The following is a 25,373-nucleotide window of genomic DNA, read 5'->3' as shown; positions in this document are numbered from 1 at the left end:
GCATGGCAAAAAGCGGCCTGCATAAACTTCGCGACGGATGGGCGGCCCAGATCCGCGTCATCCATGCGTTGATGATCCGTGAGCTGATCACCCGCTTTGGCCGGGAAAATATTGGCTTTCTCTGGATCATGGCCGAACCGCTGCTATTTGGCGGGTTGGTCGGCATAATCTGGCATTTCACCCATGGGCCGACCGAACATGGAATAGGCATCATGGCATTCGTGGCGACCGGCTATATTCCCATCACCCTGTTCCGTCACAGCGTATCGCGCAGCGTAGCGGTCTTCACCGTCAATCAGAGCCTGCTATACCATCGCCAGATCAAGATCGTGGACTTCATCATCGCCCGGTTCAACATCGAACTGCTCGGTGGGATGATGGCCTATCTCTTCATGGGCATCGTGCTACATGCCGTCGGTGAATTTCCCGTTCCCGACGATATTGGATTGCTGATTGCAGGCTGGTTCCTTTACGCCCTATTCTGTTTTTCGCTGTGCCTGATCATCGCGCCGCTGTCCGAAGTATCAGAAGCGATGGAAAAATTCGTGCCTGTGACGACCTACGTGATGATCCCTTTCTCCGGGCTACTTTACCTTGTATCCTGGATGCATCCGAGTGTGCGCGACTTCCTGCTCCTGTCGCCATTCGTCAATTGCATGGAAATGATGCGTAAGGGCATATGGGGCGCGAATATTACAGCCTATTATAATATCTGGAATCCCATTGGCTGTACGATTGTCTTTACCATGTTCGGCCTGATCCTGTGTCGCGTCGTGCGCGGGAAGTTGAGCGTCGAATGATTATTTGTGACAACATCACCAAATCCTACAAGCATCATGGCGAGCGCAAGCAGGTTCTGAATGGTATTAACCTCATCGTGCAACCGGGTGAACGGATCGCATTGCTGGGACGGAACGGTGCCGGCAAGAGCACGCTTATCAAACTGATCGGCGGCGTGGAACTGCCCACGTCCGGCAGGATCATCCGCAAGATGTCGGTATCCTGGCCCCTTGGCTTTACAGGCGCGTTTCAGGGCAGCCTGACCGGTTATGACAATGCCCGGTTCATCGCCCGAATCTACAATCGTCACTATGACAGGGTCCGGCAGTTCGTGGAGGAATTCACCGAACTAGGTCGTCAATTGCGGATGCCGGTCAAGACCTATTCGTCCGGTATGCGCGCGCGCCTCGCCTTTGCCCTGTCACTTGCGATTGAGTTCGAATGCTATCTGATCGATGAGATCATCCTGGTGGGCGACCAGAATTTCCAACGCAAATGCCAAGCCGAAATGTTCGACAAGCGCACCGACCGGGGCATGATCGTTGCGTCCCACAGCACCGAATTCGTCAGGCAATTTTGCACCAAGGCCGTTGTTATTCACAAAGGCGATGCGACCATTTATGACGATATCGACACAGCAATTGAAGATTATTCAAACCTGTGAAATGTTTTGATAGATGTAACATGCCGCTAACGGTGTTGCATTAAGAATGAAATTCGTTTCGGATTTTTGAATACGCATGAAAGGTCAGTATCAATATTCTGACCATTTTTCATGTAGCATATATAAAATGACAAAGGCGAGGCCCTGTACATAATGTCACAAGGACTGGAAATGTTGGACACCGCAGAGCGAGCAAGCCGGATTAGTTGCGAACATCTCCACTTTTATACGCTTTGTCGTGAATATGTCGATGGAAAGCGCGTTCTGGATATTGTGGGCGGAGCAATCTACGGCACTTATTTGTTGAACGAGCGCGCGGCTTCAGTCACGGTAGTCAGTATTGACAACGACGTCGTTGCCGACGCGGAAAAGCAGCATTCCGGTCAGAACATCCATTTCCTGTTTAGTGATCTTGCCGATCTTCCCTTTGATGACAGCCATTTCGATGTCGTCATCTGCAAAGACATCATGGCTCTTGCGCAGGATCAGAAGAGCCTGATTATAGAATTGAAGCGCGTGCTCAAGGAGGACGGTCTCTTCATCACAACATCGTCCGGTGCTTCCATCCGCGAGAGTCGGGCCGATGTCGAACTGTCGGGAAGCAGCGCTAACGATCCCGCGCCATTCCGAAAAATGCTGAGCCGCCAGTTCAGCCACGTCCAACTGACCGGGCTGCGCCAGGGCAGGGTTTCGCTCAGCTTCAGGTTGGACCAGCACAAACAGCGGACCAACCGGCCCAGCGCTCTGACCTTTCTGGGTGATTTCAACGAGGGCGTCCCGGACGTACAGGCCGACGAAATATCATCAGAGCAACCGGATCTGATCATCGCGCTCTGTTCCATGCACTCCCTGTCTGCTGAAGAGACGGGGGCCAGCCTGTTCATGCCGCGCGACGAGGCGCGCTGGCTGGATCATGCCGGCAGTATCCCGGCGGAGATGACAGGACCAGGCTCTGAGGATCCGGTCCTGGGCGTCGAACTGGGTCATGCGCAGGACCAGATGCAGGCGCTGCGGGACGATTTGAACAAGGCATTGGAGGACAAGGCGCAGCTTGAAGTGCGCTATAATCAATTGAACATCGATGCCGCTTCAACCGTGACCTTCTCCCGGCTTCTGGCGCGGATGACCGGCACGATGGTCGCGACCAATGCCGATTCCATCGTCGAAAAGCTGTTCAGCCTCAACCAGCTCATGGCGGCGCAAAGCAGCCAGCTAGAAGCGACGCAAGAGATGTCCGACACTCTCGCGACTGCAGAAAGCACTATGGCGAGCTTGCGCGAACAACTGGCAGAGACGCAGTTGCGCCTTGTCAATGTGAACGCGATGCTGGACCAGGAGCAGCGCGAAGCTGGCAGCATGCGCGCGAAGCTGGATGCCGCAGACAAAGCCGTGGCCGTTCATCAGGCGCAGTTGTCGCAAGTGGGTGCGCAGCTGATGGATGCCAATAGCCAGCTGGGTCGGGAGCGAGGCGAAGCCGAAGGCCTGAGAGCGCAGGTTAGCGGGCTCAACCATATCATGGCGGCGCAGCGCGACCAGTTGGACCTTGCCAAAGAGGATGCGGCAGCCCGGCAGAACCAGGTCATTCAGGTTAGTTCCGAGCTGGCAGTCGCCAACGCTCTATTGGCTCAGGAACGCAGTGAACTCCAGAATATCCGACTACGCCTTGAAGAAAGGAACCGGGAGCTCACCGATACCCGGACATCGCTTGAGAAGGAGCAGGCTGAGGCCCGTCAGTTCCAGAACCGGTTTAGCCAAGCCAATGAAGCGCTTGCAGCCTTGCGTAATCAACTGGAGGCAGCCAAGGCTTTCGAAGCTCAGCTCGCCATTGTGGAGGAACGTGCGGCGGCGACCAGTACGCAACTTACCGAGATCCAAACGAAACTGGCAGAAACGCAGGCGTTGCTTGAGATTGAACGCCAAAATAGCCAGCAAGCCAAGACCAAGATCGCAGCCGAACGGGCGGCGTTGACGACATCCGAGCAGGATATGGCGATTCTGCGGCGGCAGCTGGCCGAGGCAAACGCGGCGCTGGAACGCGCGCAGCAGGGCGCTGAGCAGGCGCGCGCTGCGTCGCCGACGACACAATCTGTCCCGCCACGCACCAAGTCCGACGCACAGTCGCGTTCCGCGAGTTCCGGGCTGGCCCAGACTAGCGCTGCCAAGGTCGCCGCCAGGCAGAATGCCGGCGCGCGCAGGGAATTGGAGCGCTTTGTCCAGATACATGGCAACATCCGCCAGCAGATCGTCGTTGCGGGGCAGGATGTGCGCGGACATATCGTCCCTCAGCCAAGGCCCGCGGTCCAGGAATCGGTGGTCAGGCGGTTGAGGCGGAAATTCGATCGCGACGCGACACGTTTCCGTACAAAATTGTTTGATAGCCACTGGCTGGCAACGCAATCGGCCGATGCCGTCGGCGTGCGCCTGGGCCGCTATTTGCGCGATCCCAGCCTGTGGTCGCTGGATCCGCACCCGCTGTTCGCATCCTCTTATTATCTGCGGAAAAATCCTGACGTCGCAGCGGAAGGCGTTTGCCCGCTGCGCCATTATCTGGAGATGGGCTGGCGTGAAGGGCGCAATCCGCATCCCTATTTCCTTAACGACTGGTATCTGAACCAGAATCGGGACCTGCTGACGAATTTGGCAGTCAGCCCGCTCGAACATTATCTGGAGCATGGCTGGCGCGAAGGACGTGCGCCCAATCCGCTCTTCAATCCGCAAGCCTATCTGGACCGCTATCCAGATGTAGCGCAGGCGGGGCTTGAGCCTCTAACCCATTATATCGTCTACGGTCGCGCGGAAAAGAGAGAAGTCCCGCTCTCGTCCGTGAACCCGGCATGGGAGTCGCTGCTGACCGGCACGGATCGTTCGCTCGGCCTGCTTGACTTCATGCTGGACAATCCGCCCCTTGCCTTGCCCGCAGAAGAATTCACGCCAGAAGCTTCGGCAGTGGTTCCTGCAAAATGGCCGCCAGAGCGATTGAACGATTTCTGGATTCCGCAAAAGCTGCGCGATTTTCTTGTCGACGGTCACCTCGAGAGCGAGATTGACCTCTACACCTATCTCTGTTCGGTCATGGCTGCCTATCAGGAAGTGCCGGAGACTTTCCCGTCATCCAGCCATTGCCTGGAGATTTCGGACAGGATCAAGGCACAGTCGGCGGCGCGTGTCGCTGCCCTTCCAGATCAGCCCGACGCATCGATCATTATCCCGGTCTATAACAACGTGATCGACACGTTATTGTGCATTTGTTCTGTGCTGGAGGACAGAGCTTCGGCGTCCTACGAGATCATCGTCGCTGACGACGGGTCAAGCGATGCGACCCCCCAACTCATCGCCACGCTCGGCGGCGTCGTCCGTTATCTGCGCCAGCCCCGCAATTACGGCTTTGTCGGCAATTGCAACGAAGCGGCAAAGCAGGCCCGCGGTCGCCATGTCATTTTTCTCAACAACGACACGCTGGTCATGCCTTATTGGCTCGACACACTGCTCGATACGTTCGAGATGCATGAGCGGGTTGGCCTTGCTGGATCCAAGCTCATAAGTTGGGACGGCACCCTGCAGGAAGCGGGTGGCATTTACTGGAACGACGGGTCGGCGTGGAATTTCGGGCGCGGTGCGAATGCCCGTGCGGCCGAATTCAACTATCTAAAGGATGTCGATTATATCTCCGGGGCTGCGATTGCCGTTCCGACCGATGTCTGGCGCACTATGGGTGGCTTCGACGAAATCTATGCCCCGGCCTATTGCGAGGACGCAGATATTGCCTTCCGTCTACGCGAGGCAGGCTATCGTACCGTGTTGAATCCGGCTTCGGAAGTGCTGCATCATGAAGGCCGCAGCCATGGCCGTGACCTCAATTCCGGGATCAAGGCCTATCAGATCAAAAACCAAGAGACCTTCCTGGAACGTTGGCGGTCGGTGCTGGCGCGCGATCATTACCCCAATGCGCAGAATGTACTGCGTGCACGCGACCGTTCCTTCAAAAAGAAGCATGTCCTGGTCATCGACCATTATGTGCCGCAATGGGACCGCGACGCCGGATCGCGTTCAACCTTGATGGCCATAAAGGCGCTGCTGGGCCAGGGCTATGCGGTGACATTCTGGCCCGACAATCTGTGGCGCGATCCGCAATATACGCCCACACTTCAGGAAATGGGTGTTGAAGTTATCTATGGCAGTGAATATCGCGATAAATTTGGCGAATTTCTGCAGAAGCGCCGTGATCTTTATGACGCCGTATTCGTCAACAGACCCCATATCGCGCCCAATTACCTGAAGATCATCCGGGCGACGAATAGTGCAATCAAGATCATCTATTATGGTCATGATCTCCACTTCAAGCGCCTGATGACAGCACAATCCATTGGCGAGTCGGTGTCCGACCTGGACATCCGCCTGATGCGCAGCCAGGAGTTGGATGTCTGTTCGCAGGCCGATGTCATTTTCTATCCCGACCAGACCGAAGTCGATCTGGTCGAACAGGAACTGGGTGGTGATCGGACCTACAAGGCATTGCCGGTCTATGCCTTTGAAAAGGACATATTTGCTCAAAGTGAGCGGACGTTGAACAGCATCATCCAGAAGACGGCATTCGACCTGCTGTTTGTGGGCGGCTTCAACCATACGCCCAATGCGGACGGCATCATCTGGTTCGTCCAGAACATTCTACCGATTGTGCAGAGGAAGCTGGGCAAGGTGCAACTGACAATCGTTGGTTCCAACGCGCCGGAAAGCGTTCTAGCGCTGGAAAGTGACGGGGTGGATATCGCCGGCTTCGTCAGCGACGACCGCCTGTTGACCCTGTATGAGGAAACCTCTCTCGTGGTCGCGCCGCTGCGTTTTGGCGGCGGGGTCAAGGGCAAGGTGATCGAGGCCATGGCTTTTGGTGTTCCGTTAGTCACGACGCCTATTGGGGCTCAAGGGTTGCAGGATCCCGCATCCCTCATGTTCCTGGCAAGTGAAGCAGACGCATTTGCCGAAGCCGTCATTCAAGCTTTGACTGACCGCAACGAAGCAGCAGCGCGCGCGCGGAATGCCTGGGCCTATACCAACAGGCATTATTCTATGCAGGCGATGGAAAATCTGTTTTATAGCGTTATTGGATGATAGCCGGGACTAACAGATGGCTGCTTACGGCGTTGCGCGGATGAGATGTCCAGCGATCTTGTATGGTCAGTATGTCACGTTGGGAGGGGGCGTTCTCGGAGCAATTCAGTCTCCTGACAAGGGCGCTAACCCGTTGATACGGGTGCTTTGACTGAAAACCAGTTGAGGTTGGCAATTAATGGTCGTATTCACATAGTAGTACAATCAGGAAAGGGACTAGATAAATGATCCAGTGTGAACTGAGTGACGGAAAATTTCTCTTCGTCAACATGGACCGCGTTGTTAGCGTCAGCAGTCAGAAAAGTGGTGAAATCACTCTTGGTTATTTGCGCCACAACGATGAAGTTACGTGGGTGGCGATCAAGCGTTTCCAGATCATAAAGACGGGTACCTGGTATTGATGCATTTATAGCATCTGCCTGCCGTAAATGATCAAAATTGCATAGGTATATTCATGGCGTCTCGTATTCTCGTTTTTTCTCTTGGGCAGGGCGGCTATGATGTCGCTTTTGCTTCGGCGGTCGAAAGCCAGCGAGAATATTGCGAGCGCCATGGATATAGCTACGTCTGTGTTGCCCAAGACGGTAGCCCTGCTCTCGGTCGAGAGAATATATGGCTGAAAGCGCTCCTTCTTTACGGGGCGCTGTTGAAAAATGACTATGTTCTGTATCTGGATACCGACGTCGGCATCCAGCCAGGATGTCCTCCGATCCATCTCGCCGTTTCGAGTGAAAAACCGATCGGCGTCGTCGCAGGGCATTCCGGGCGGGTGAACGCCGGGGTCATCTTCGCCTATCGCAATCCGCTGTCGCTGGATTTTTTCGCGAAATGGGTTGCCAGTCTGGGGAAGCCTATTTCCGGCCGGCATGACGTTGGTTGGGGAGAAAATGGCCATCTCATCCGGCTGGTCGAGGAATATAATATCATCCCGATCGATACTCGTTGGAACAACACCTACGATCCCGATTTGCGTGACTATATGCGTCATTATACGGGGCCTTTGCGCGCCGAATATGAATTCGAAGGCGAATCTAAGATCGCATGGGACGGGATTCTCGACGCCCTTCGTGAATCCAAGGCGATGGATAACGCTGATATCCTCACGTCATTTTCTGAATTGAAGGAAGTCTATGAGCGTTCCGCCCCGGCGGAATGTTTTGCATCTTTCGATGAGTTGTGGCGCATCCCCAAGGAAATCGCCTTTCCACAGAAATATTCCTCGCTTCCGCCAAAGCAGGATGACTTCCATGTCTATGTGGCCGAAGATGTGCAGGACAGTTCGCCCAATGCTTATGTCGTCACGTTGCGCGACGGCCTGCAACAGGTTCTGGGCCCGGATAATGTCACGACCGGCGTCGCATCCTTCTGGGATCATGATTTCGTGTCGGGCGACATTTTGCATATCGAGTGGATCGAATCCCTGTTCCACTGGAAAGTGCCGAGCGACGAACAGGTTCGGTTGTTCGAGCGGCGCATGCAGCAGATCGCCTCTATATCTCCTATTGTCTATACAGCGCATAATTTCGACCTGATGCCGACTTATGGCAAGAACAGGGCGCGCATGATGCAGGCTTTGGCGGACTATGCCACGGTCATATGCCATTTGAGTTCAGATAATATTGAGCCTTATGGCCGCCATCACGGCAAGATCAATGGTCTGAAAGACGTCAAGACGGCGATCGTGCCGCATGGCGACTATCAACCCTATTTCCGTTTGGATAACCAGCCATTCGAAGACAAGGTGTTTGGATCCGACAAGATCAAGATCCTGGTGTTCGGCCATATCAGGACCGAAAAAGAACTTAAATTTTGCCTGGAGGTCAGCGAAACGCTGGGCCAAGAGCGATACCAGATGATCTTTGCCGGGGCCATTCATCCTGACCTTATCCACTGGAAGGAAATCCATCGACTTCGGGACGAATGGGACGGACGGACCCGGCGCATTCATTTCAAGGTGCCCAATGAACAGGTTATCAGCCTGGTGAGCCAGTGCGATGCATTACTTGTCCCCCGCTTTGATCGTCTCAATTCGGGTGTCCAGTTCCTGGGTCATTCCTTGCTGAAGCCGGTATTCGTACCCGATCAAAATTCGATGGGTGAGGTGCAGAGAAAGGCTGAGGCCGGTGGCATTTTCATTCCCGAGGACGTCAAATCGGCCGTCTCTGTCATCAAGCAGACTTTCGAAGGGGATCCTGTGGCCAGAATGGTAAAGCAGTTCAAGGTCAATGCCTTCAACTATTGGCGGCAGGATCCTGTCAATGTCGGCATGGCGCACAAGGCCGCTTACCAATTGGCCGTCGCCGAACATGCCAAGCGCGAGATTGAGGTTGTCAGCTAAGATGAATGTTTACGTTTATTCTTGGAAGCCAGCCACCAGCATCAATTTCGGGGATGAGATCGGCCCCATGGTGGTGCAGGCATTGTGCCGGAAATTCAAGCTCGACTATGATATTATCCCGACGGTATTGTCCACCCATTCCAAGATACTCGCTATCGGTTCGATCCTTCATGAAGCGAAGGATGATGATGTCGTGTGGGGCGTCGGCGTCAATTCCAAGCATCGGTCCGTTCTGCCCCGTAATGCGAATATCCGGTTCAATTCGGTTCGTGGACCTTTAACCCGCTTCATGATGCGAGATCAGGGGTTTGACTGTCCGGAAGTTTATGGCGATCCAGGTTTGCTATTCCCGATGCTGTTTGACGAGCAGATCAGGACCCGTCGCGGGCAGTTGGAAAAAGCCGCACAGGCCATCGGTGTGCCGATGCCTGAAACGATTGTCATTCCGAACATAAATGACGACCGGTTTCTTCCCTATTTCACAGCGCCGTTCAAAGACAATCTGATGTTCATCCGCCCCAACCTGGACCCCATTACGGTTGCGGCCTATATTTCGGCATCGAAAAGGGTCATCAGCAGTTCCCTTCATGGATTGGTGTTCGCAGACGTCTATGGCAAGGCGATCACGCGCATGGCGAGCCAGTTCGAGGCGGATTTCAAATATACGGACTATTATGAAGGTACAGACCGCGTGGCCCCCCGGGCCTATCGCGATCTGAAAAGCAGCCTGGATGGCGAACTGGTGGCCCCTCTCGTCTGGAATCCTGAACCGCTCCTGCGGGCGTTCCCGTTGCTCGATCCCGCACTACGGGATGTTCTGGCGGTCAACCTCTTCGATGTGGAAGAGAATAAATGCTATCAGGTGGCAGACCTGCCGAATGGCGAAGGCCCGTTCACGACCGGTTGGGCCAAGCCCGAAGGCGGTGCCGTCTGGTCGGTCGATCAATGGACCGATTTCGAGGTGCTGTTCAAGAAGCCGCCTACATCCCCGCTGACGCTGCGGCTGAATGTAGGTACGCTGCCCAAGGGCACCGGCGGTTTTGTCGTTTTCCGCGTCGTCCATGGGGGCAAAGTCATCGATACGCATCGTATCATGCGTAACGAACCTTCCAAAATCATAGAAATCCCGCTGCCCCACATGCCTGCAAGTGGCGAACTGTCATTGCGGTTCAAGATCGAGAATGCCTCCAAACCGGTAGAACATGGCATGGGCGACGATGTCAGGCATCTGGGTGTCTGGGTATCGAGTTTTGAAATCGCCAGCGGGACGTGATCCGTGGCAAAGGCGAAAACCCTTCTCGTCGGTGGCTGTCCGAGAAGTGGTACGTCTTGGGTTCATTTCATGTTGGCGACCCATCCTGATACCGTCACCTGCCGGGAAACGCATGTTTACGACAAATATGTCGGACCGCTGAAGGATTGGTATGATCACGAATATAGTCTGGAAGCGCCAGACGGCCTGAGCGCGATTTTCACCGAGGTCGAGTTTATCGACACGATTCTGGCACCCATCGTGCTGACGACATTTTCGCGCATCGCGGCCAAGGCCGATCAGGCAAAGATCATTCTCGAAAAAACGCCTGGCAACATCCTGCATCATGAACTTGTCGCGCGTATCCAGCCCGACGCCCAACTCCTGTTCGTCGTCCGCGATCCAAGGGCGGTGTATGCGTCTTTCAAGGCGGCAAGCCAGGAGAGTTGGGGCGGATGGACGCGCAAGTCTATCGCCGATTTCTGCCAATCATGGATATCCTACATAACCGCTTACCTCGCTGCGCGCAGTTACATGTCTGAAAAACGCCTCATGTGCGTCAGCTATGAAAGTCTGAAGGCGGATACGGCAAAGCATTTGTCAAATATATTGAAATGGGCTGACCTTAAGACATCCAAGCAATTACTTGGCGACATTATCGAGGAAAATGGCATCGACAAGCTTCGATCCGTCGAGGCGGGAACCCTGAAACATGAGACCCGAAAGGATTTCTACAGGGTAGGGGAAGCCTATGGCTGGATGGAAGAATTGGAGTTGGCCGAGATCAAGGAGATAGAATCGCGTTGCATCAACGCAATGATGGTGATGGGATATTCCAGATATTCCCCTTTCAGGCCGTCGTCATGACGCGGCTGACCAGCTGCAAAAACCGGTTATTTGATACAGACTTTGGCGCGCACCGCTCGATGCCGGTGCCGCCAGTGACGAGGTGATCCTCAACATACTCGCCCGATACCGCGAGCCGGCATCCGACCGGCCCCTCTACATAGTCGTAAATCTCAAGCTCAGCCACCCGCCAACGGCGGACTGCGCCCGCTACGACTCTGTGGGAGGCCTCGATGCAGCGTCATGAGAAGATCGAGGCGATGCGCGGGCTTGGCCTCCAGGGCATGGCCGGCGCGTTCGTCGAGACCGGCAACGACGGCGGGCGCTTCAAACATTGCAGCTGACACCCCCAGAAAATGCCTTCGCGCTGCTGCCGCCTCCGGTCTGGCTACGCCCTTTCTGCGCCGCCAGCAGCGCGAAACCCGCGCCCAGCATCAGTCGAGCCACGTAACCCCAAAGGGATTCCTTTTGCGCGCCGATAGGAGGGCGATTGGACGCCGATTGACACGCAAGGGGCTTGAAATTCAACTCCGGCGTCTGACCGTCCCCGTACATTCTTGAGGTTTGAAGTTGGTGGCTGGCATCGTCGATGTTCGGACAACATATGATCGTCGAACGCCTGCCGTGTCGTTGCGCGCAGGCAGGAGCGGCGTCGGCAGGTAACTTGTCTCATATGATAGCGCCGAACTCCATGCTGACAGGTTCGATCATCGCGAGGAACCGGTCGCAATCCCCATTGCCTGCCCAACTTCCGCAAATCACTTCGGCACGATCCCGGTCACTCGCGAAGGCTAGATCGACGAAGGTGCCGTCCTGCAACTTCACGAGATGCTGGCGCCGCCAGCCTGGCTGACGGCCAAGGTGCCGCGATACCATGGCATCATAGGCGTCGCGCATTGCGCCTTCCTCAACATCGGGCTTCAACCTGAAGCGACCAACCTCGACGCCGCTGCCCGCCGCGACTGGCTGCGGATCGAGCAAGGGAGGCACATAATGCACCATGCTCGTGACGTTGGCCACCGAGGCACGAAAGTCGGCAAACTCCGCCGCAGTGCCGACCATTCGCGCTCCGGCCAGCGCGCTGTGGAGATCCGTCCAAGCGACCAGATCGACACGCTCACTTGCACCTGCCGCGCCCGTAAAGAGCGTCCATGCGATGAAGCCGGGCTGACGTGCTGTGCGAGTGCCACGAGTCGCATGACCGCGAGTTGGCACTGGACCTGCCCGGTCAACTGGGGGTGCTGCAATGATGGGCGCGGAGTTGGGTCTTGCACTGGTGCGCCGCCACGTCATCGTCGCGGAGGAATAGCAGGCAATCGCCGCCGGTGTGCTGGACCACAATCTCCGCGTAGCCTGCATCGCATACGCCCTGCTCAACGGTCAGCCAGCCCAGCGTCCACCCGTTGCAGCGGCGACGTCAATGCCAATCTCAGTGCCAGCACCAGCGCATCCCGTGGTGTCCATCACCCAACCGCCCTCCCAGACAATCTGCGCGAGCGGTTCGGTATTGGATAGCCACATGGCAGGCTCCCGCGCCCTGAATCGCCGCGTGAAGCGGATGGAGGAATCAGGGAAGCCGAAGCCGTCGCTCATTGCGATTTGGTATGGATCGTTTGACGAATGGGTTGAGCAGGACGTGTTACCCGGCGTTGAGAGCGGAGCGCTGGAACCTGACGACATTGTGGACGTGGTCGCCGTCCTTCGCGGTTGTGAGGCGCTATATGCTCGCTGACGGTGAACCCGCGTGGCTGGTAGCATGGCGCGAGCGCGACCATCAGCAGCGGGTTTCGCCCAAGCCTGAGCGCCCGTTGGTGACATATGCTCCCCGTGACACTTTCAGCTTCCCGCAAAGTCGGGCGTTGATTGGCAGGGCATGATTGTGCCGAAGCGATGGGAGTATGACGGATGCGTGCGCCGGGAGCCGGTGCTGGACGCTGATGCCAGCCCGCCGCGTGTCGTCAGGAAGGTAGGCTGGCAGCGGTGCTTGAAGTGCCGTCGCCCATTTTTTCAGAGGACGTGCTGCGCCTGCGGCTGTGCGATGGTGGGCAAGGATGCAGGGAGGACGAGGACAGGTTCAGTTAGCGCGGCGGTTCCATTTTGACGCTGCGCCGAGGCATAGCGGTGCGTCCCTCGATAATCCAACGACCGCAGCAGCGGGGACAGGTTCTTCTCCTGCCTGACGCTGCCAGCACCCTGCGCCTTCGGGCGTGGGATGCTGCTACATTAGCTCGTCGGATACCGCTTGCGCGCGTCAATCTTAGTGCCGCACCAAGGACAGTAGCTAATCGACAGCCCATCGCTTCGCGCTAAGCGACCGTCTGCATCCAGCGTCATAATGTAAAAGCTGTTTGGCCCGTCTTGGCCTGAGACGAAGTTGCTCACGAAAACGAATTGCTCGTCATCAACTGCACCTTTCAGCAGGTCGCAGCAGGGTTCTCGCTCCCACTCGAAGTTCCCGCCAATGTGATTGTCCGTAAGCCCTAAATCCATGCGCTGCACCATAGCGACGGTCCCCCTAGCGAATTGAAACGTCGACCGAACCGATAATGCCGTTCTCGTCCCAATTGACGGTATCAGTGTCAACATAGGCAACCTTGATATGTGGGTTGCGCTTTCTGAATGCGGGGTTGAGGTCGGCTTGGGGTTCGTTGAACTCGATGTTCACTTCATCGTCGGCATAATTCTTGACCCGATAGAAGGTCAAAAGCCCACCGCCGAACGTGAGTTTCGTATCGTCGCTGCAATACGCAAGCTGCCGCCGCAGATCGCCGACCGTGAAGTCAGTGTCGGTCATGTGATTCCTCCTTGGTGCCAGCACAAGAACGAATGCGGAACAATGGAAGAGGGTTGTTACGACAGCGTGAATCAGCGGCGCTGTTAGATATGTGCTAGACGACCCCAAGGGGTGCCACTGACGCTGCCAGTGGATGCTCGCTAAACCATTGCTTTTTCTGGTAATCTTGGTCGGGACGAGAGGATTCGAACCTCCGACCCCCACACCCCCAGTGTTCAGGAGCCTCACTTTAGGTGACTTTATGCTGCTTGGCGACACTGTATAAACTGTTCTAAAACAACACGTTGAATGTCCTTGCGGACTTTGTGGTGATTGCCGTAACTTTACGCGCAGCTCTTACACAGGTCTTACACGAGGTTTTCATGCCCAAACTCCAGCTTACAAAGGGTAACATCGACAAGGTTGCCAAACGCGGTGCCGGAACGGTCATCTACGTCGACACTCGGACCAAAGGGTTCGGCCTTCGGGTCACCGCGTCAGGCGCCGCCAGCTTCATCGTGCAAGGAACGGTGAAGGGGCATAGCAAGGAACGGCGCGTCACAATCGGGACCTACGGTGCTTGGACGGTGGACGACGCACGTCGCCGTGCCGAGGAGATAATGCACCAGTTTGAGGACGGCATCGACCCGGTGGAGCAGAAGAAGCAGGACGAGGCGGAGAAGATTACGCTTCGCCAAGTCGCAGATGCGTATTTCGACAGACCTAGCCAACCGCTTCGGGAAAGCACCAAGGCGGAAATGAACCGCCATATCGACAAGGTGTTCGCAAAGTGGCGGGACAGGCCCATAGCGTCCATTACGATTGAGGGCTGCCGCCAACGTCACCGGGAAATGTGCGAGAGCGGCATCGACGGTCGCCCAGCGCCCGGACAGGCGCAAATCTCGCTGGTCACGCTCCGCACGCTCATCAACTTCGCCAACCGCCGTTATCCGCGTGCGGACGGGTCGCCCCTTATCGCGGTGAACCCGGTAAAGGCGATGGCGCAGGACGATTGGAAGACCTTTGAGCCGCGCACGCGCCATATCGACCTGAACCACGTAGGGCAGGCATGGTATGCGCTGGACGAAATGCGTCTGGCACCGAAAAACACGGATGCTCTTGCGGCTATCGACCTTGTGCGTTTTTTGCTCCTGACCGGAGCGCGCCGCACCGAAGCGGCTGCTCTGACATGGGACCGGGTTCACCTTTACGAAGATGCTTCCAAATGCTGGTGGCATCTGCGCGAGGAGGACAACAAGACCGGCAATGAGGTGCAGCTTCCCTTGTCGTCGCAGGCAGTGGCGTTGCTCAAGGAGCGCCGTAAACTGGCAGATGAGGCCAAGAAGCTGGGGAAGGGTGATAGTCCGTTTGTGTTCCCCTCTCGCGCAAAGGCTGGGCATGTATCTGACACGCGCGCGCCTTTCGAGCGGCTCCAAAAAGCACTTGGGATGGATGGTCTGTCCGCCCACGACCTGCGCCGCACGCATGTCACGGTCGGATTTTCCGCCTGTAACGTCGAACTGTTCAAGATGGAACTGCTTACGAACCATGTGCCCGAGGGGGTGACGGCGCGCCATTACCTGCAAACCTCCCGCCTGCAATATCTGCATCCAGAGACGCAGCGCATCAGTGACCACATTGAGCGCGAGGGGCTGATTGCACGGGCGAAGGCTACAGGCGGGAACGTGGTGGCGCTGCCGCAGCGAGCGTGATGCAGGGAAGGGGCCGCGCAGCCTCGCGCACAGCCCCGATCGCGCTGCGCCGCCGGGTAAGGGAGGGCAGCACGGCGATCGCGCCCCACGCCGCCCCTACAGCCGGCCGCCAGTCCCTCAGTTCAATCTAACCAATTGGGCAAAAAACGCAGTAGCCCTCGAATGCGGTGCTTATCCCCCTCACGTATTTTTTGAACCGAAATTCTGGGTGCCGATTTTGTCGACCGTCGACCCGGAACGGGACAAGCAGCAGCGCAAATGTCGCTTGCATGACCTAAAGCAAGCAACGTAAAACACCGCTGTCCCTGCAATGTGCGGGGCATCGCTATCGGGTTCGGCGCTAATCGCCTGACTGTTCACCCCATTTCCGCTCTGGGTCACCTGCGGCAGCTTGCCTGCCAGATGATGACCACACTGGCAGGTCTCTCAGGAGGCCCAACATGGCCACAGTGGAATTGGACGACCTGCTCAGCAACGAGCAGACCGCCGCCATTCTCGGTTTGAAACCGAACACCCTCGAAATCTGGCGATGCAAGGGCAAAGGCCCGGCGTTCATCAAGCTAGGCGAGCACCCCTCATCGCCCATCCGCTATCAGCGTTCGCGCGTAATGGCGTGGCTCCATGCGCATCTGCACGCCAGCACCAGCAGCTACACCGTCGCCAATAGATCGGCGTGAGCCATCCCGTCGCGAATAGCGGCAGGGAGCCACCCCTGCCGCCGAAAGGTATCAACGTGAACAGCAGCATTTTATGCGACCCTGCTATGGGTCCGCAATACCCGAATGTTTTCGGGCAAAATTCACCGCCGCGTAAAAATTTGTCGGATGCGATCGGTATCCCCGACAGATTGACTACTAGCCCGACCCGGCGGGAGGCTCATCATGTCTGAGCAAACGCCACCATGGACTGTGCCACTGACGCCTGATGGTAAGACTGACTGGGATGCTGGTATTCATGCTGCCAAGCCAATGCCCGACTTCAGCTTCAAGAACGCGGAAGAGAAAGCTGCCGAAGCCAAGCATCTTGAAATGCTGTTGGAGAAGACGGCGCGCATCGAAGAGGCGAAAGCCAAACAGGCAGAACTGAAAAGTGGAGTGCCTATCCCCCCGCCGATGGCACCGATGGACTCAATCACAATGGAGGTCGCCATGAACAGCGATACCGCCACCGTGGCGTTGCAATACCTCGTGGACCCGTTCCTGCCGAGCAGGTGCGTTGTCGGGTTCTTTGGGCGTGGTAGCGTCGCCAAGTCATCGTTCTTGGCCACAATGGGCGCGGACATAAGTGACGTGGCGTCCACGTTGTGGATCAGCGTTGAAGAACCGAACGACTGGATCAGGGTCCGCCATATGAAGATTGGCGGTGTCGAAGGCACGCTGTTCGTCGTCACCGCTGCACCGGAAAAGGCGGACGCGCAGGGTCGCACCATCGGGTCGAGCATTGATGTTTATGAGCATCTGGAGCCAGCAATCCAGAAAGCGAAGCGCGGTGCCGACTCCATGTATATTCCGCCGCGCCCGCTCAAGCTGGTCGTGCTAGATACGGCGGTTGGCCTGACGGGCTGGCGGAAGGGTGAAAGCCCGAACGACGATGCTTCGGTGAAGAAGCTGCTGGCATACCTGCAAGGCGTTTCAGAGCGGTATGACGTCACGATCGCCATCATCGGTCACTCGAATAAGGCGAAGCATGAATACTTCGCCGACACGGTGGCTGGCTCCAGTGCATGGACGAACTCACCACGCTTGTCATTCGTCCATGCCCGCGACATTCGCGAGGAGCACTCGAACGTGATGCGGGTGGCGAAGTCTAACCTGACCACACGGTTCACGACGCTGTATAGCACTGAGCCGGTTCATACTCTTCACAAGCGAGAGGAGGGCGCAAACTCCGTGCTGGTCCGCGTAAACATCGGCTTGACGGTTTGGGGTGAAGACGAGTCGATGGAGGTGTTCGAGGACGCCACCCGAAAGCCCCCTGAGGAGCGCGAAGGCGAGGGTGGCGGGGGCAAGAAGGAGAGCCTCGTTGGCAAGGCGATGGATGTGCTGGTCGAAGCTGTTTACCGGACTGGTCAGCCCGTCACACGCGAGCAAGTCCACAATCTCTTTGGCCGGGAAATTAGTCGGCGCGAGTGGGGCAAGGTGGACGAACGACTAAAGCTGATGCAGTTCCAATACCGCGTCGTCATTGAGAACGGCCCGCAGAACAAGGTGCATTACGTGAAGCAGGCTTAGGAGAGTTGTTACATTCGCCCTCTATGACCACAGCGAGGTAACAACGGTAACAACGGTAACAGTTGTTTGATAATTAGATGCTTTTTAAGCCTCGCTGTTACCGATGTTACCGTTGTTACATGAGTTTGCCTGTCGCGGCTCATGTAACAGCTTCCTCGCGCCACGCATGTCGTCAGCGAGGGGCAAACCTCACGAGCAAGAAGCCGAGCGGTGCGCCAAGAGCGCCAAGCATAAGGTGTAGGAAGCTATAAAAGCGTTCGCTATCTCGCGTAACGGCGTCGATCAGTTTAATGCGGTCAGCCGCAGTTAGCCCAGGCATCTTAAGCACTGCTATTACGGCATCAGTTGGCTGGCCGCTGTCTCCCAAATACTTCTGCGCCAGCACGGTTGCCACCGCCCCCAGCCCTGCCGCCAATATCGGCACCAAGCCCAAGAGGACTATCCGTTCTCGTCTACTTGCTTCCATGCCTCCATCTCGCACATCTGTTTCCGTCGAGCAATCAGCCCGTCTTGTTGATGTATGGTGTGTATAGTTTTGGTGGGGTGAAACGTCTCATTAAACCATACACACCATACATCGCTCCATGAGCGATATTGAGTTTCCCCTACCGCCACGCCCTAAGCCCAAACCCGGCTCACTAGCGATGCAAGAGAGGCGGGTTGATCCGTTAGAAGGCTTGGACGATGAAGCCCGCGTGGTCATAACTGCCATATGGGATGCGCCAACGCCGTGGGGCGACCAGCCTCCCGAACCGCCTGCTCCCCCTAAGCCAACGACGACCAATCTCAAGAAACTGAAAGCCGCCCGCAAGAGGGTGGAGGAATACAGCGCAGTGCTGCGCTCAGATGCCTTTGACGATTGGGTGCGCCGTTGCACCGATACCGCGAGCGAGCCGCGCGAATGGACCCGCGCCACGCCGCTGTATGAAAGCTATCTCCGCCACGCCAAGACCTACGGCGCAAACCGGCCCGATAAGCGGCTCGCGAAAGAGGAATTGGCGACCGAAACGGCTTGGGGAAAAATGATGGGATCGCTCTTCGGGCGAAAGCGCAAGGCTGGCGGAAACTACTACCCCCTGCGCCTTAAGCGAGACGCATAGGACAGGCCGCGCAGCGCCGCGCTGGGGCGCGAAAGCACGCGGCTCGCCACCCATGCACGGGCAACCCCTTGCCGTGCCCCACAGCGCCCCGCCCGCATGTGTTTATCTCGCCCAAATTGTCGGCGCGCAAACATGCTGTTTGAGGGTCGCTAAATGAAAATGAACTGAACTAATTGTTTTTATTGGTATCATATTGCGGACCTACAGCGTGGATAGCTACCTTGTAAGGGTAGTGTATCTTTAATCCGAAAGTGTAGTTCGATATGGCCAATGAAATTGACACCCGTGTCAGTCTCGATCTTGACCCGGAAGCTGCGATTGCAACCATCGTTGACTACGACGATGAGACAAGTTCTTACGTTGAACCTGCTAAGAAGGCATTCACCGAGGCGTACAACGTGCTTCGCGCTATTCACGACGCCAAGACAGCGGTCGCGGAAGATCCGACGCTCACGGAAGCAGGGGCTTTGCTGAAGGTCGCTGATTTTGCCGACAAGCGCATGATCGCGAAGGTCTACCCCGCGTGGGACGCGGCATCGACCAGCCTCAATAGCAAGGTGGAGGCGTGGGAGAAGGAGATGAGCAGAGAGGTTGTGTCTCAGGCATCGCAGCAGGTCAGCAGTGAGGTTCGCGCGCATTTTAAGGGGCTTAAGACGGGCGAGCGCATGGTCGCCATATCCCAAGCGATCCGCGACGGAGATTCTGTTGTGGCGTCCGCCGTGCTTGGCGCGCCCGCCATGTTGAGCGGCATCGATGAAGAGATGAAGCAAATTCTGCTTCGTGAGTATCACGAGAGGTTCAACCCCGGCCTGACTAAGCGCCTGCGCGCTGTGACCGCCGCCCGCGATCTTATTGACCGTAAGCTGGGCGTGCTGCGCAAGGAGGTGAGCAAGGCCGTCGGCACCATCAAAATCAAGGGCAACACCTTCGACCTTCATGGTCAGTATTCAGGCGAGATCACCCCGGCGCAATTGCGTGCAAAACGGGACAAATCCAACAAGCCGTTCGCAATCTGACCCTTGTTCTAATCAAATCGAGACAGTTCGATGACCGCTGTAGTTCAGCCCCCTTGGGGCACTGATTGGAAGCCTGCGCCTGCGCCAGTGTCATCGGCACCGCGCGGCCCCGGCAATCCCGCTTGGCAGCCCGGCGTTTCTGGGAATCCGAACGGCAGACCTCCAGGTCGTCCCGACAAGCGGCTTCTCGCTACCCAACAGATGCTCGATGAAATGAGGGCGATAGTGTCCGTCCTCATTGGAAAGGCGCTTGAAGGAGATACGAATGCTGCGAGTATAGTCCTAGCCAAGTGCCTTCCATCAATTAAGGCACAGGCTGAGAAGGTTAACTTCGACTTTGATGCCACTGCCCCAATTGGCGATCAGGTTGCACAGGTTCTTGACGCTATCGCCGCTGGTGTTGTCGCGCCCGATGTGGGGAGACTAATATGTGACAGCATCGGCATCCTCGCAAATGTTCGAGCGAGTGAAGAGCTGGCCGCTCGGATCGAAGCATTGGAGGCGGCGAGCGATGCCCGAAGGTAGTTTCAGCAAAATGCGCGTCGCTTGCAAGAAAGCCGAGATCGACCGGCATCACCGAAAATCCACTCCTAGGGGCACCGGCTCATGACGACGATAACCACACAGCGTAACAGGGTCATCACAGAGGAACCGGAAGCGGATGACGTGTTCGTGCGCGTGTCCTTGACGGTGCCCGGTGACGAACCCGGCAGGCTGACAGTGCGCCACCTGCCATACCAGCCCATCAGCGACTACGACGCTGCCGTCGCATGGGCGGTCAGCATGGCCGACAAGATGGCGTATCCCATCCATGTCGTGCCGCTCTGCTACAGCGACATTCGCAACACGGGACGCTTCAAGCCCATTTGCGATGCCGTTGCCAGCATGACCGATCAGGAGCGCGGGCAGATGCGGCAGGTCGTGGTCACCACATGCTGCGAAGTGATGCGCGATAGCGACGACCCCGGAATCCGCGCCGACATGTTCGAGGTGCTGCGCCAACTCAAGGTGACTTATGAAAGCTGATGAACCGTGCCCGCCCATCGTGAAGTTTGGCATGTCCACCGACGAGTCACGCCGCATGGTGGAGCGCCACTTTGACCTTATGGATGAGCGGGATCAAATCGCCGCCGGTGTGGATGACCACAACCTCCGCACGGCATGTATCGCCAAGGCGCTGCTCGACGGGCGGTCGGTGACGCCTGCGCCGATGGCGATGCCAGCAACGGAGCCGCAACCCGCGCCTGTGGAAGCGCCGCCCGTTGTGGTCATCACCCAGCGCGCGCGACCGGACAACCTGCGCGAGCGGTTCGGGCTTAGCTAACCACATGAGCCTCCGCGCTCTCAGCCGCAGGGTTAAGCGGATTGAGGAGGGCCGGAAGCCGCGACCGTCGCCTATCGTTCTTTGGTATGGGTCGTTTGACGCTTGGGTTGAGAACCAAATTCTTCCCGGCATCGAGAGCGGGGCGCTGGACCAGCACGATATGATTGTCATCGTTGCAGCGCTGCGCGGCTGGGAGGGGCTATATGGAAGCTGACGGTGAGCGTGAGCGGCAGCTAGGGTTGTGCGGGGTTTTCTTCATTACCCGCGCCGAGGATCAGCGGACGGTCCCTCGATAATCGAACATCCGCAGCAGCGGGGACTGGCTTTCTTCCTACGGTCCTGACGCTGTGCAGCGCCCTGCTCTCGCGAGCGGGGCGTTGTTTTGAGCGTTCACGTTGTGTCAGCCAAACGTATTTAATTCGTTCTTCTGTCATTTACCATATTGCGCGAATCGTTTTTTCGTTCATGATGTGCCTACCGAGGTAAGGAGGCACAACATATTGTGTTTTATGACGGTAGAAAGGAGAAAAACATGAGCAAGACTATGAAGCCTGGTCAAACTGCGCCCCGTTCGGGTCAGTATGGCATTGTCGGCCCGCGCGGTGGCGACACTGGCGCAGAGCGCACGGTCACGCGGGGCGAGCCCCTGCCGCCGACGCCGAAGCCGGGTATGGGTTACGTGCTGGTCGATCCGACCAAGCATAAGTAATCTCATTTAGCGGAGGCGCGACAAGACCCGGCTTGTTCCTAACAAAGGCCAGCAGGCGGTAGCCAGAACAGAACAGCCAGACGCTGGAACCTGTTCATAGCAGTCGGTATCGACGATCAGACCAATGCAGCAATTAAGGAAAGGGCGGCTCGAAAGGGCCGCCTTTTTCAATAAGCGCTAGAGGCCGTTCTTACACTGCCCTTACACCGCGCGCACATACAGAAACGGGCAGCTTTCGCTGCCCGCTAAGCGCTTGTAAAAGCTAGCATTTTTGGTCGGGACGAGAGGATTCGAACCTCCGACCCCCACACCCCCAGTGTGATGCGCTACCAGGCTGCGCTACGTCCCGACCGGAGGGCGGCTCTTAGAAGCACATGACGTAAGTTGCAAGGGATTCGATGCGGGCTTTTGCAAGGGCCAAGCATTTCCCTAATCATATTGCCTCACCGCCCGCATCTGTGGTAGCCGCCGCGGCTTGATCCGTGGGCGCTGCGTGCGTCTTGCGGTCGACAGAAACCAAGGCGCGACCTGCTTCAGGAAAGTCCCACCCATGTTCATATCGACAGCCTTTGCCCAGACTGCGGGCGGGCCAGCATCCGGCAGCGGCATATTGGTGCAGATGGCGCCGCTGGTCCTGATCTTCGTGGTATTCTATTTCCTGCTGATCCGTCCGCAGCAAAAGCGGATGAAGGCGCACAAGGCCAAGATCGACGCCGTCAAAAAGGGCGATCAGGTCATCACCGGCGGCGGCCTGCTGGGCAAGGTCATGCGCGTTGACGAGATTTACGCCGAAGTCGAAATTGCGCCGGGCATGAAGGTGAAGGCGGTCAAGTCGACCCTGACCGACGTGCTCGACCCGACCACCGCCAAGCCCGCGAACGACTGATCCCACGATGCTGAATTTTTCGCGCTGGACGATCTTTGCGATCATCCTGCCACTGGCGATCGGCGTGCTGTGCGCCGTTCCCAGCTTCCTGCCGGATTCGGTCGTCAACCGGTTGCCGGGATTCATGCAGACCCGCGTGAATCTGGGCCTTGACCTGTCGGGTGGCAGCCATTTGCTGCTGGAAGCCAGCACGCAGGATGTCGCCAAGCAGCGGCTGACCAATATGGAGGAGCAGGTTCGCACCGAATTGCGCCGGGCTGATCCCCGCATCGCGATCGGCGACATCTCCAGCCGCGACGGGAAGCTGAGTTTCATGGTGCGCGAGCCGTCCCAGGTGGATGCCGCGGTCGAGCGCATCCGGCCACTGACGCAGGGCGCGGGGTTGACCGGCCAGCGCGATTTCAATGTCGAGGTGGTCAACAGTTCCACCATCGTCATCACACCGACCGATGCCGGCATCAGCAATGCGGTCAAGAGCGCGATGGAAGTCGCGACCGAGGTGATCCGCAAGCGCATCGACGAAATGGGCACGCGCGAACCCACGATCCAGCAGCAGGGCGACAATCGCATCGTTGTGCAGGTGCCGGGGCTGCAAGACCCCAAGGCGCTGAAGGATTTGCTGGGCCAGACCGCGAAGCTGGAATTCAAGCTGGTCGATTTCACCGCCAACCCCGCCGAAGTGGCGCAGGGTCGTGCGCCGGTGGGCAGCGAAGTGCTGCCCTATCCCGACAATCCATCGGGCGTGCCGCTGATCGCGGTCAAGCGGCAGGTGATGGTGTCGGGCGAGGATCTGACCGACGCGACGCAGGGTTATGACCAGAGCAACCAGGCGATCGTCAACATCCGCTTCAACGGGTCTGGCGGGCGCAAATTCGGACAGGTGACCTCGCAGAACGTCAATCGCCCCTTCGCCATCATTTTGGACGGCAAGGTGCTGTCCGCCCCCAATATCAACGAACCGATCCTGGGCGGCAGCGCGCAGATCAGCGGCAATTTCACCGTTGAAAGCGCCAACCAGCTGGCGATCGCACTGCGATCGGGCAAGCTGCCGGTCGCGCTGACCGTGGTGGAGGAACGTACGGTCGGTCCGGGGCTGGGCGCCGATTCGATCCGCGCGGGGCTGATCGCGTCGATCATCGCGGTGGTCGCGGTCGCGATCTTCATGTTCGTGAGCTACGGCCGCTTTGGCATGTATGCCAATCTGGCGGTCGCCATCAACGTGGCGGTGATTTTGGGCGTGATGGGCATGTTGGGCGCGACCCTGACTCTGCCCGGCATCGCGGGCTTCGTGCTGACCATCGGCACAGCGGTGGACGCCAACGTGCTGATCTACGAGCGCATCCGCGAGGAGCGACGGCGCGGGCGCAATGTCGTCCAGTCGATCGAACATGGTTACAAGGAAGCGAGCCGCACGATTTTCGAGGCGAACGTGACCCACGCCATTGCAGGCGGCATCATGCTCGCGCTCGGCTCCGGCCCGGTCAAGGGCTTTGCCATTGTGCTGCTGATCGGCATCGCGACCAGCGTGTTCACCGCCGTCACCTTCACCCGCATGGTCGTCGCCAACTGGGTGCGCCGCACCCGGCCGACGGACATCACCATTTAAGAGGGGCGGGAGGACACACCCATGAAACTTCTGAAACTCGTCCCCGACAATACCAATATTGGCTTCGTCGCGATGCGGAAATGGGCGTTTGCGCTCACCGCTTTGCTGACGGTGCTGGCGGTTGGCGCGACGGCTTATAAAGGCCTCAACATGGGCGTCGATTTTGTCGGCGGCCTGATGATCGAAGCGAAATTTCCGCAGAATGTGGAGACGGACAAGGTCCGCGCGACCATCGGCACGCTGGGCGTGGGCGAAAGCTCGCTCCAGCAGTTTGGCGATCCCAAGACGGTGCAGATCCGCTTGCCCTTGCCCGAACAGGGCGGTGCTGGCGCGGCCAATGCCGTGGTGGAAAAGACCCGCAACGCGATGACCGCGCAATTTCCCGGCGTCACCTTCTCCCGCTATGATACGGTGTCGGGCAAGGTGTCGGGCGAGCTGATCCAGAATGGCGTGCTCGCCGTCGTGCTGGCGATCCTGGGCATCGCGGTGTTCAGCTGGTTCCGCTACGAATGGCAGTTCGGCGTCTCCACCTTCGTCGCCATCGTCCATGACGTGCTGATGACGCTGGGCTTTTTTGCGGTGACGCAGCTGGAGTTCGACCTCAACATCGTTGCGGCCGTGCTGACGATCGTTGGCTATTCGATCAACGACAAGATGGTGATCGACGACCGTATCCGCGAAAATATGCGTAAATATCGCAAGATGGACATGAAGGCGCTGATCGACCTGTCGGTCAACGAAACCCTGCCGCGCACCGTGATGACATCGGTGACGATCATGCTGGCGCTGGGCGCATTGCTGCTGTTTGGCGGCCATGTGCTGCGTGGCTTCACGGCTGCGATGATGCTGGGTATTATCGTGGGCACCTACTCGTCGGTCTATGTCTCCTCCTCGCTGCTGATTTCGCTGGGGCTGACCCCGATGTCGTCGGAAAAGAAGGCGGGCAAGGCGAATATCGCCGCGCAGGCGGAACGGGTCGGCCCGCGCGACGGAGCGCAGCCCTGAGCGGCGACAAGCGCATCGGCATCGA

The 25,373-nt window shown here is 57.5% G+C and carries 23 protein-coding genes, 1 tRNA gene and 1 pseudogene; 21 read left to right on the top strand and 4 right to left on the bottom strand.

Annotated elements, in window-relative coordinates; translation table 11 throughout:
• Positions 1-2 precede the first annotated feature (2 nt).
• The 8 genes and pseudogenes from D0Z70_RS00365 to D0Z70_RS25280 form a co-directional block, all read left to right on the top strand.
• Positions 3-800: an ABC transporter permease gene (locus D0Z70_RS00365; RefSeq protein WP_119743448.1), complete on the top strand. Its 798-nt coding sequence runs from the start codon at positions 3-5 to the stop codon at positions 798-800.
• A complete protein-coding gene (locus D0Z70_RS00360; protein WP_119743447.1) occupies positions 797-1,444 on the top strand; it encodes an ABC transporter ATP-binding protein in 648 nt (215 codons plus the stop codon). Before D0Z70_RS00365 ends, D0Z70_RS00360 begins: the two co-directional genes overlap by 4 nt.
• 171 nt (positions 1,445-1,615) lie before the next feature.
• Positions 1,616-6,550: a glycosyltransferase gene (locus tag D0Z70_RS00355; protein WP_182913790.1), complete on the top strand. Its 4,935-nt coding sequence runs from the start codon at positions 1,616-1,618 to the stop codon at positions 6,548-6,550.
• 224 nt (positions 6,551-6,774) lie between these two features.
• Positions 6,775-6,951: a hypothetical protein gene (locus D0Z70_RS24760; RefSeq protein ID WP_182913789.1), complete on the top strand. Its 177-nt coding sequence runs from the start codon at positions 6,775-6,777 to the stop codon at positions 6,949-6,951.
• A gap of 53 nt (positions 6,952-7,004) precedes the next feature.
• The gene (locus D0Z70_RS00345) at positions 7,005-8,888 is read left to right on the top strand and encodes a glycosyltransferase family protein (RefSeq protein ID WP_147418723.1); all 1,884 of its coding nucleotides are present in this window, start codon (positions 7,005-7,007) and stop codon (positions 8,886-8,888) included.
• A gap of 67 nt (positions 8,889-8,955) precedes the next feature.
• Positions 8,956-10,161: a polysaccharide pyruvyl transferase family protein gene (locus D0Z70_RS00340; RefSeq protein ID WP_220475605.1), complete on the top strand. Its 1,206-nt coding sequence runs from the start codon at positions 8,956-8,958 to the stop codon at positions 10,159-10,161.
• 3 nt (positions 10,162-10,164) lie between these two features.
• Complete coding sequence (locus D0Z70_RS00335) at positions 10,165-11,007, top strand: sulfotransferase family protein (protein WP_119743442.1); 843 nt, start codon at positions 10,165-10,167, stop codon at positions 11,005-11,007.
• Between the two features lie 55 nt (positions 11,008-11,062).
• Positions 11,063-11,233 (top strand): annotated as a pseudogene (locus tag D0Z70_RS25280) (IS21 family transposase); the annotation flags it as partial.
• Positions 11,234-11,655: 422 nt separating this feature from the next.
• Here the strand turns inward: D0Z70_RS25280 and D0Z70_RS00320 are convergent.
• Positions 11,656-12,201: a hypothetical protein gene (locus D0Z70_RS00320; protein WP_147418722.1), complete on the bottom strand. Its 546-nt coding sequence runs from the start codon at positions 12,199-12,201 to the stop codon at positions 11,656-11,658.
• Positions 12,202-12,366: 165 nt separating this feature from the next.
• Positions 12,367-12,507, bottom strand: coding sequence for a hypothetical protein (locus tag D0Z70_RS24755; protein WP_182913787.1), 141 nt, complete (start codon positions 12,505-12,507; stop codon positions 12,367-12,369).
• On the opposite strand from D0Z70_RS24755, the gene D0Z70_RS00315 reads away from it, so the two are divergent.
• Positions 12,506-12,718 carry a hypothetical protein gene (locus D0Z70_RS00315; RefSeq protein WP_119743440.1) on the top strand — a complete coding sequence of 71 codons (213 nt, stop codon included), beginning with the start codon at positions 12,506-12,508 and terminating at the stop codon, positions 12,716-12,718. The genes D0Z70_RS24755 and D0Z70_RS00315 overlap by 2 nt on opposite strands.
• A gap of 783 nt (positions 12,719-13,501) precedes the next feature.
• Here the strand turns inward: D0Z70_RS00315 and D0Z70_RS00305 are convergent.
• Entirely contained in the window at positions 13,502-13,780 is a 279-nt protein-coding gene (locus D0Z70_RS00305) for a hypothetical protein (protein WP_119743438.1), read from the bottom strand.
• Between the two features lie 362 nt (positions 13,781-14,142).
• Here D0Z70_RS00305 and D0Z70_RS00300 point away from each other — a divergent pair, with 362 nt between their 5' ends.
• The 9 genes from D0Z70_RS00300 (at position 14,143) to D0Z70_RS24750 (ending at position 21,851) form a co-directional block, all read left to right on the top strand.
• Positions 14,143-15,471: a tyrosine-type recombinase/integrase gene (locus tag D0Z70_RS00300; protein ID WP_119743437.1), complete on the top strand. Its 1,329-nt coding sequence runs from the start codon at positions 14,143-14,145 to the stop codon at positions 15,469-15,471.
• 440 nt (positions 15,472-15,911) lie between these two features.
• Positions 15,912-16,148, top strand: coding sequence for a helix-turn-helix transcriptional regulator (locus tag D0Z70_RS00295; RefSeq protein WP_119743436.1), 237 nt, complete (start codon positions 15,912-15,914; stop codon positions 16,146-16,148).
• Between the two features lie 204 nt (positions 16,149-16,352).
• Positions 16,353-17,702, top strand: a complete 1,350-nt coding sequence (locus tag D0Z70_RS00290) for an AAA family ATPase (RefSeq protein ID WP_119743435.1) — start codon at positions 16,353-16,355, stop codon at positions 17,700-17,702.
• 677 nt (positions 17,703-18,379) lie between these two features.
• Positions 18,380-18,802, top strand: coding sequence for a hypothetical protein (locus tag D0Z70_RS00280; RefSeq protein WP_147418721.1), 423 nt, complete (start codon positions 18,380-18,382; stop codon positions 18,800-18,802).
• A gap of 263 nt (positions 18,803-19,065) precedes the next feature.
• The gene (locus D0Z70_RS00275; protein WP_119743432.1) at positions 19,066-19,818 is read left to right on the top strand and encodes a hypothetical protein; all 753 of its coding nucleotides are present in this window, start codon (positions 19,066-19,068) and stop codon (positions 19,816-19,818) included.
• 30 nt (positions 19,819-19,848) lie between these two features.
• A complete protein-coding gene (locus tag D0Z70_RS00270) occupies positions 19,849-20,343 on the top strand; it encodes a DUF5681 domain-containing protein (protein ID WP_220475604.1) in 495 nt (164 codons plus the stop codon).
• 81 nt (positions 20,344-20,424) lie between these two features.
• Positions 20,425-20,844, top strand: a complete 420-nt coding sequence (locus tag D0Z70_RS00265; RefSeq protein ID WP_119743430.1) for a hypothetical protein — start codon at positions 20,425-20,427, stop codon at positions 20,842-20,844.
• 31 nt (positions 20,845-20,875) lie between these two features.
• On the top strand, positions 20,876-21,142 hold the full coding sequence (locus D0Z70_RS00260; protein ID WP_147418720.1) for a hypothetical protein: 267 nt from the start codon (positions 20,876-20,878) through the stop codon (positions 21,140-21,142).
• 532 nt (positions 21,143-21,674) lie between these two features.
• Positions 21,675-21,851 carry a hypothetical protein gene (locus D0Z70_RS24750; RefSeq protein ID WP_182913786.1) on the top strand — a complete coding sequence of 59 codons (177 nt, stop codon included), beginning with the start codon at positions 21,675-21,677 and terminating at the stop codon, positions 21,849-21,851.
• A gap of 272 nt (positions 21,852-22,123) precedes the next feature.
• Here the strand turns inward: D0Z70_RS24750 and D0Z70_RS00250 are convergent.
• Positions 22,124-22,200, bottom strand: a tRNA-Pro gene (locus tag D0Z70_RS00250).
• Between the two features lie 201 nt (positions 22,201-22,401).
• On the opposite strand from D0Z70_RS00250, the gene yajC reads away from it, so the two are divergent.
• Genes yajC through secF form a run of 3 tightly spaced genes read left to right on the top strand, consistent with a single transcriptional unit; the run spans position 22,402 to position 25,348 of the window.
• A complete protein-coding gene (gene yajC, locus D0Z70_RS00245) occupies positions 22,402-22,737 on the top strand; it encodes a preprotein translocase subunit YajC (RefSeq protein WP_119743427.1) in 336 nt (111 codons plus the stop codon).
• Positions 22,738-22,744: 7 nt separating this feature from the next.
• A complete protein-coding gene (gene secD / locus D0Z70_RS00240) occupies positions 22,745-24,343 on the top strand; it encodes a protein translocase subunit SecD (RefSeq protein ID WP_119743426.1) in 1,599 nt (532 codons plus the stop codon).
• A gap of 21 nt (positions 24,344-24,364) precedes the next feature.
• Complete coding sequence (gene secF, locus D0Z70_RS00235; protein ID WP_119743425.1) at positions 24,365-25,348, top strand: protein translocase subunit SecF; 984 nt, start codon at positions 24,365-24,367, stop codon at positions 25,346-25,348.
• Positions 25,349-25,373: the final 25 nt, after the last annotated feature.

This window comes from Sphingobium terrigena (assembly GCF_003591655.1).
In the GTDB taxonomy this organism is placed as follows: Bacteria; Pseudomonadota; Alphaproteobacteria; order Sphingomonadales; family Sphingomonadaceae; genus Sphingobium; species Sphingobium terrigena.
This window is presented reverse-complemented; position numbering and strand designations above follow the sequence as displayed.

Bases quoted from the DNA above. Each gene is read 5' to 3' on its own strand.
- secD (WP_119743426.1), top strand. From the start codon at position 22,745: ATGCTGAATTTTTCGCGCTGGACGATCTTTGCGATCATCCTGCCACTG.
- D0Z70_RS00365 (WP_119743448.1), top strand. From the start codon at position 3: ATGGCAAAAAGCGGCCTGCATAAACTTCGCGACGGATGGGCGGCCCAG.
- D0Z70_RS00345 (WP_147418723.1), top strand. From the start codon at position 7,005: ATGGCGTCTCGTATTCTCGTTTTTTCTCTTGGGCAGGGCGGCTATGAT.
- D0Z70_RS00300 (WP_119743437.1), top strand. From the start codon at position 14,143: ATGCCCAAACTCCAGCTTACAAAGGGTAACATCGACAAGGTTGCCAAA.
- D0Z70_RS00260 (WP_147418720.1), top strand. From the start codon at position 20,876: ATGTCCACCGACGAGTCACGCCGCATGGTGGAGCGCCACTTTGACCTT.
- D0Z70_RS00340 (WP_220475605.1), top strand. From the start codon at position 8,956: ATGGTGGTGCAGGCATTGTGCCGGAAATTCAAGCTCGACTATGATATT.
- yajC (WP_119743427.1), top strand. From the start codon at position 22,402: ATGTTCATATCGACAGCCTTTGCCCAGACTGCGGGCGGGCCAGCATCC.
- D0Z70_RS00270 (WP_220475604.1), top strand. From the start codon at position 19,849: ATGACCGCTGTAGTTCAGCCCCCTTGGGGCACTGATTGGAAGCCTGCG.
- D0Z70_RS00315 (WP_119743440.1), top strand. From the start codon at position 12,506: ATGGCAGGCTCCCGCGCCCTGAATCGCCGCGTGAAGCGGATGGAGGAA.
- D0Z70_RS00290 (WP_119743435.1), top strand. From the start codon at position 16,353: ATGTCTGAGCAAACGCCACCATGGACTGTGCCACTGACGCCTGATGGT.
- D0Z70_RS00360 (WP_119743447.1), top strand. From the start codon at position 797: ATGATTATTTGTGACAACATCACCAAATCCTACAAGCATCATGGCGAG.
- D0Z70_RS24750 (WP_182913786.1), top strand. From the start codon at position 21,675: ATGAGCAAGACTATGAAGCCTGGTCAAACTGCGCCCCGTTCGGGTCAG.
- D0Z70_RS00265 (WP_119743430.1), top strand. From the start codon at position 20,425: ATGACGACGATAACCACACAGCGTAACAGGGTCATCACAGAGGAACCG.
- D0Z70_RS00355 (WP_182913790.1), top strand. From the start codon at position 1,616: ATGTTGGACACCGCAGAGCGAGCAAGCCGGATTAGTTGCGAACATCTC.
- D0Z70_RS24755 (WP_182913787.1), bottom strand. From the start codon at position 12,507: ATGTGGCTATCCAATACCGAACCGCTCGCGCAGATTGTCTGGGAGGGC.
- D0Z70_RS00275 (WP_119743432.1), top strand. From the start codon at position 19,066: ATGGCCAATGAAATTGACACCCGTGTCAGTCTCGATCTTGACCCGGAA.
- D0Z70_RS00295 (WP_119743436.1), top strand. From the start codon at position 15,912: ATGGCCACAGTGGAATTGGACGACCTGCTCAGCAACGAGCAGACCGCC.
- D0Z70_RS24760 (WP_182913789.1), top strand. From the start codon at position 6,775: ATGATCCAGTGTGAACTGAGTGACGGAAAATTTCTCTTCGTCAACATG.
- D0Z70_RS00305 (WP_119743438.1), bottom strand. From the start codon at position 13,780: ATGACCGACACTGACTTCACGGTCGGCGATCTGCGGCGGCAGCTTGCG.
- secF (WP_119743425.1), top strand. From the start codon at position 24,365: ATGAAACTTCTGAAACTCGTCCCCGACAATACCAATATTGGCTTCGTC.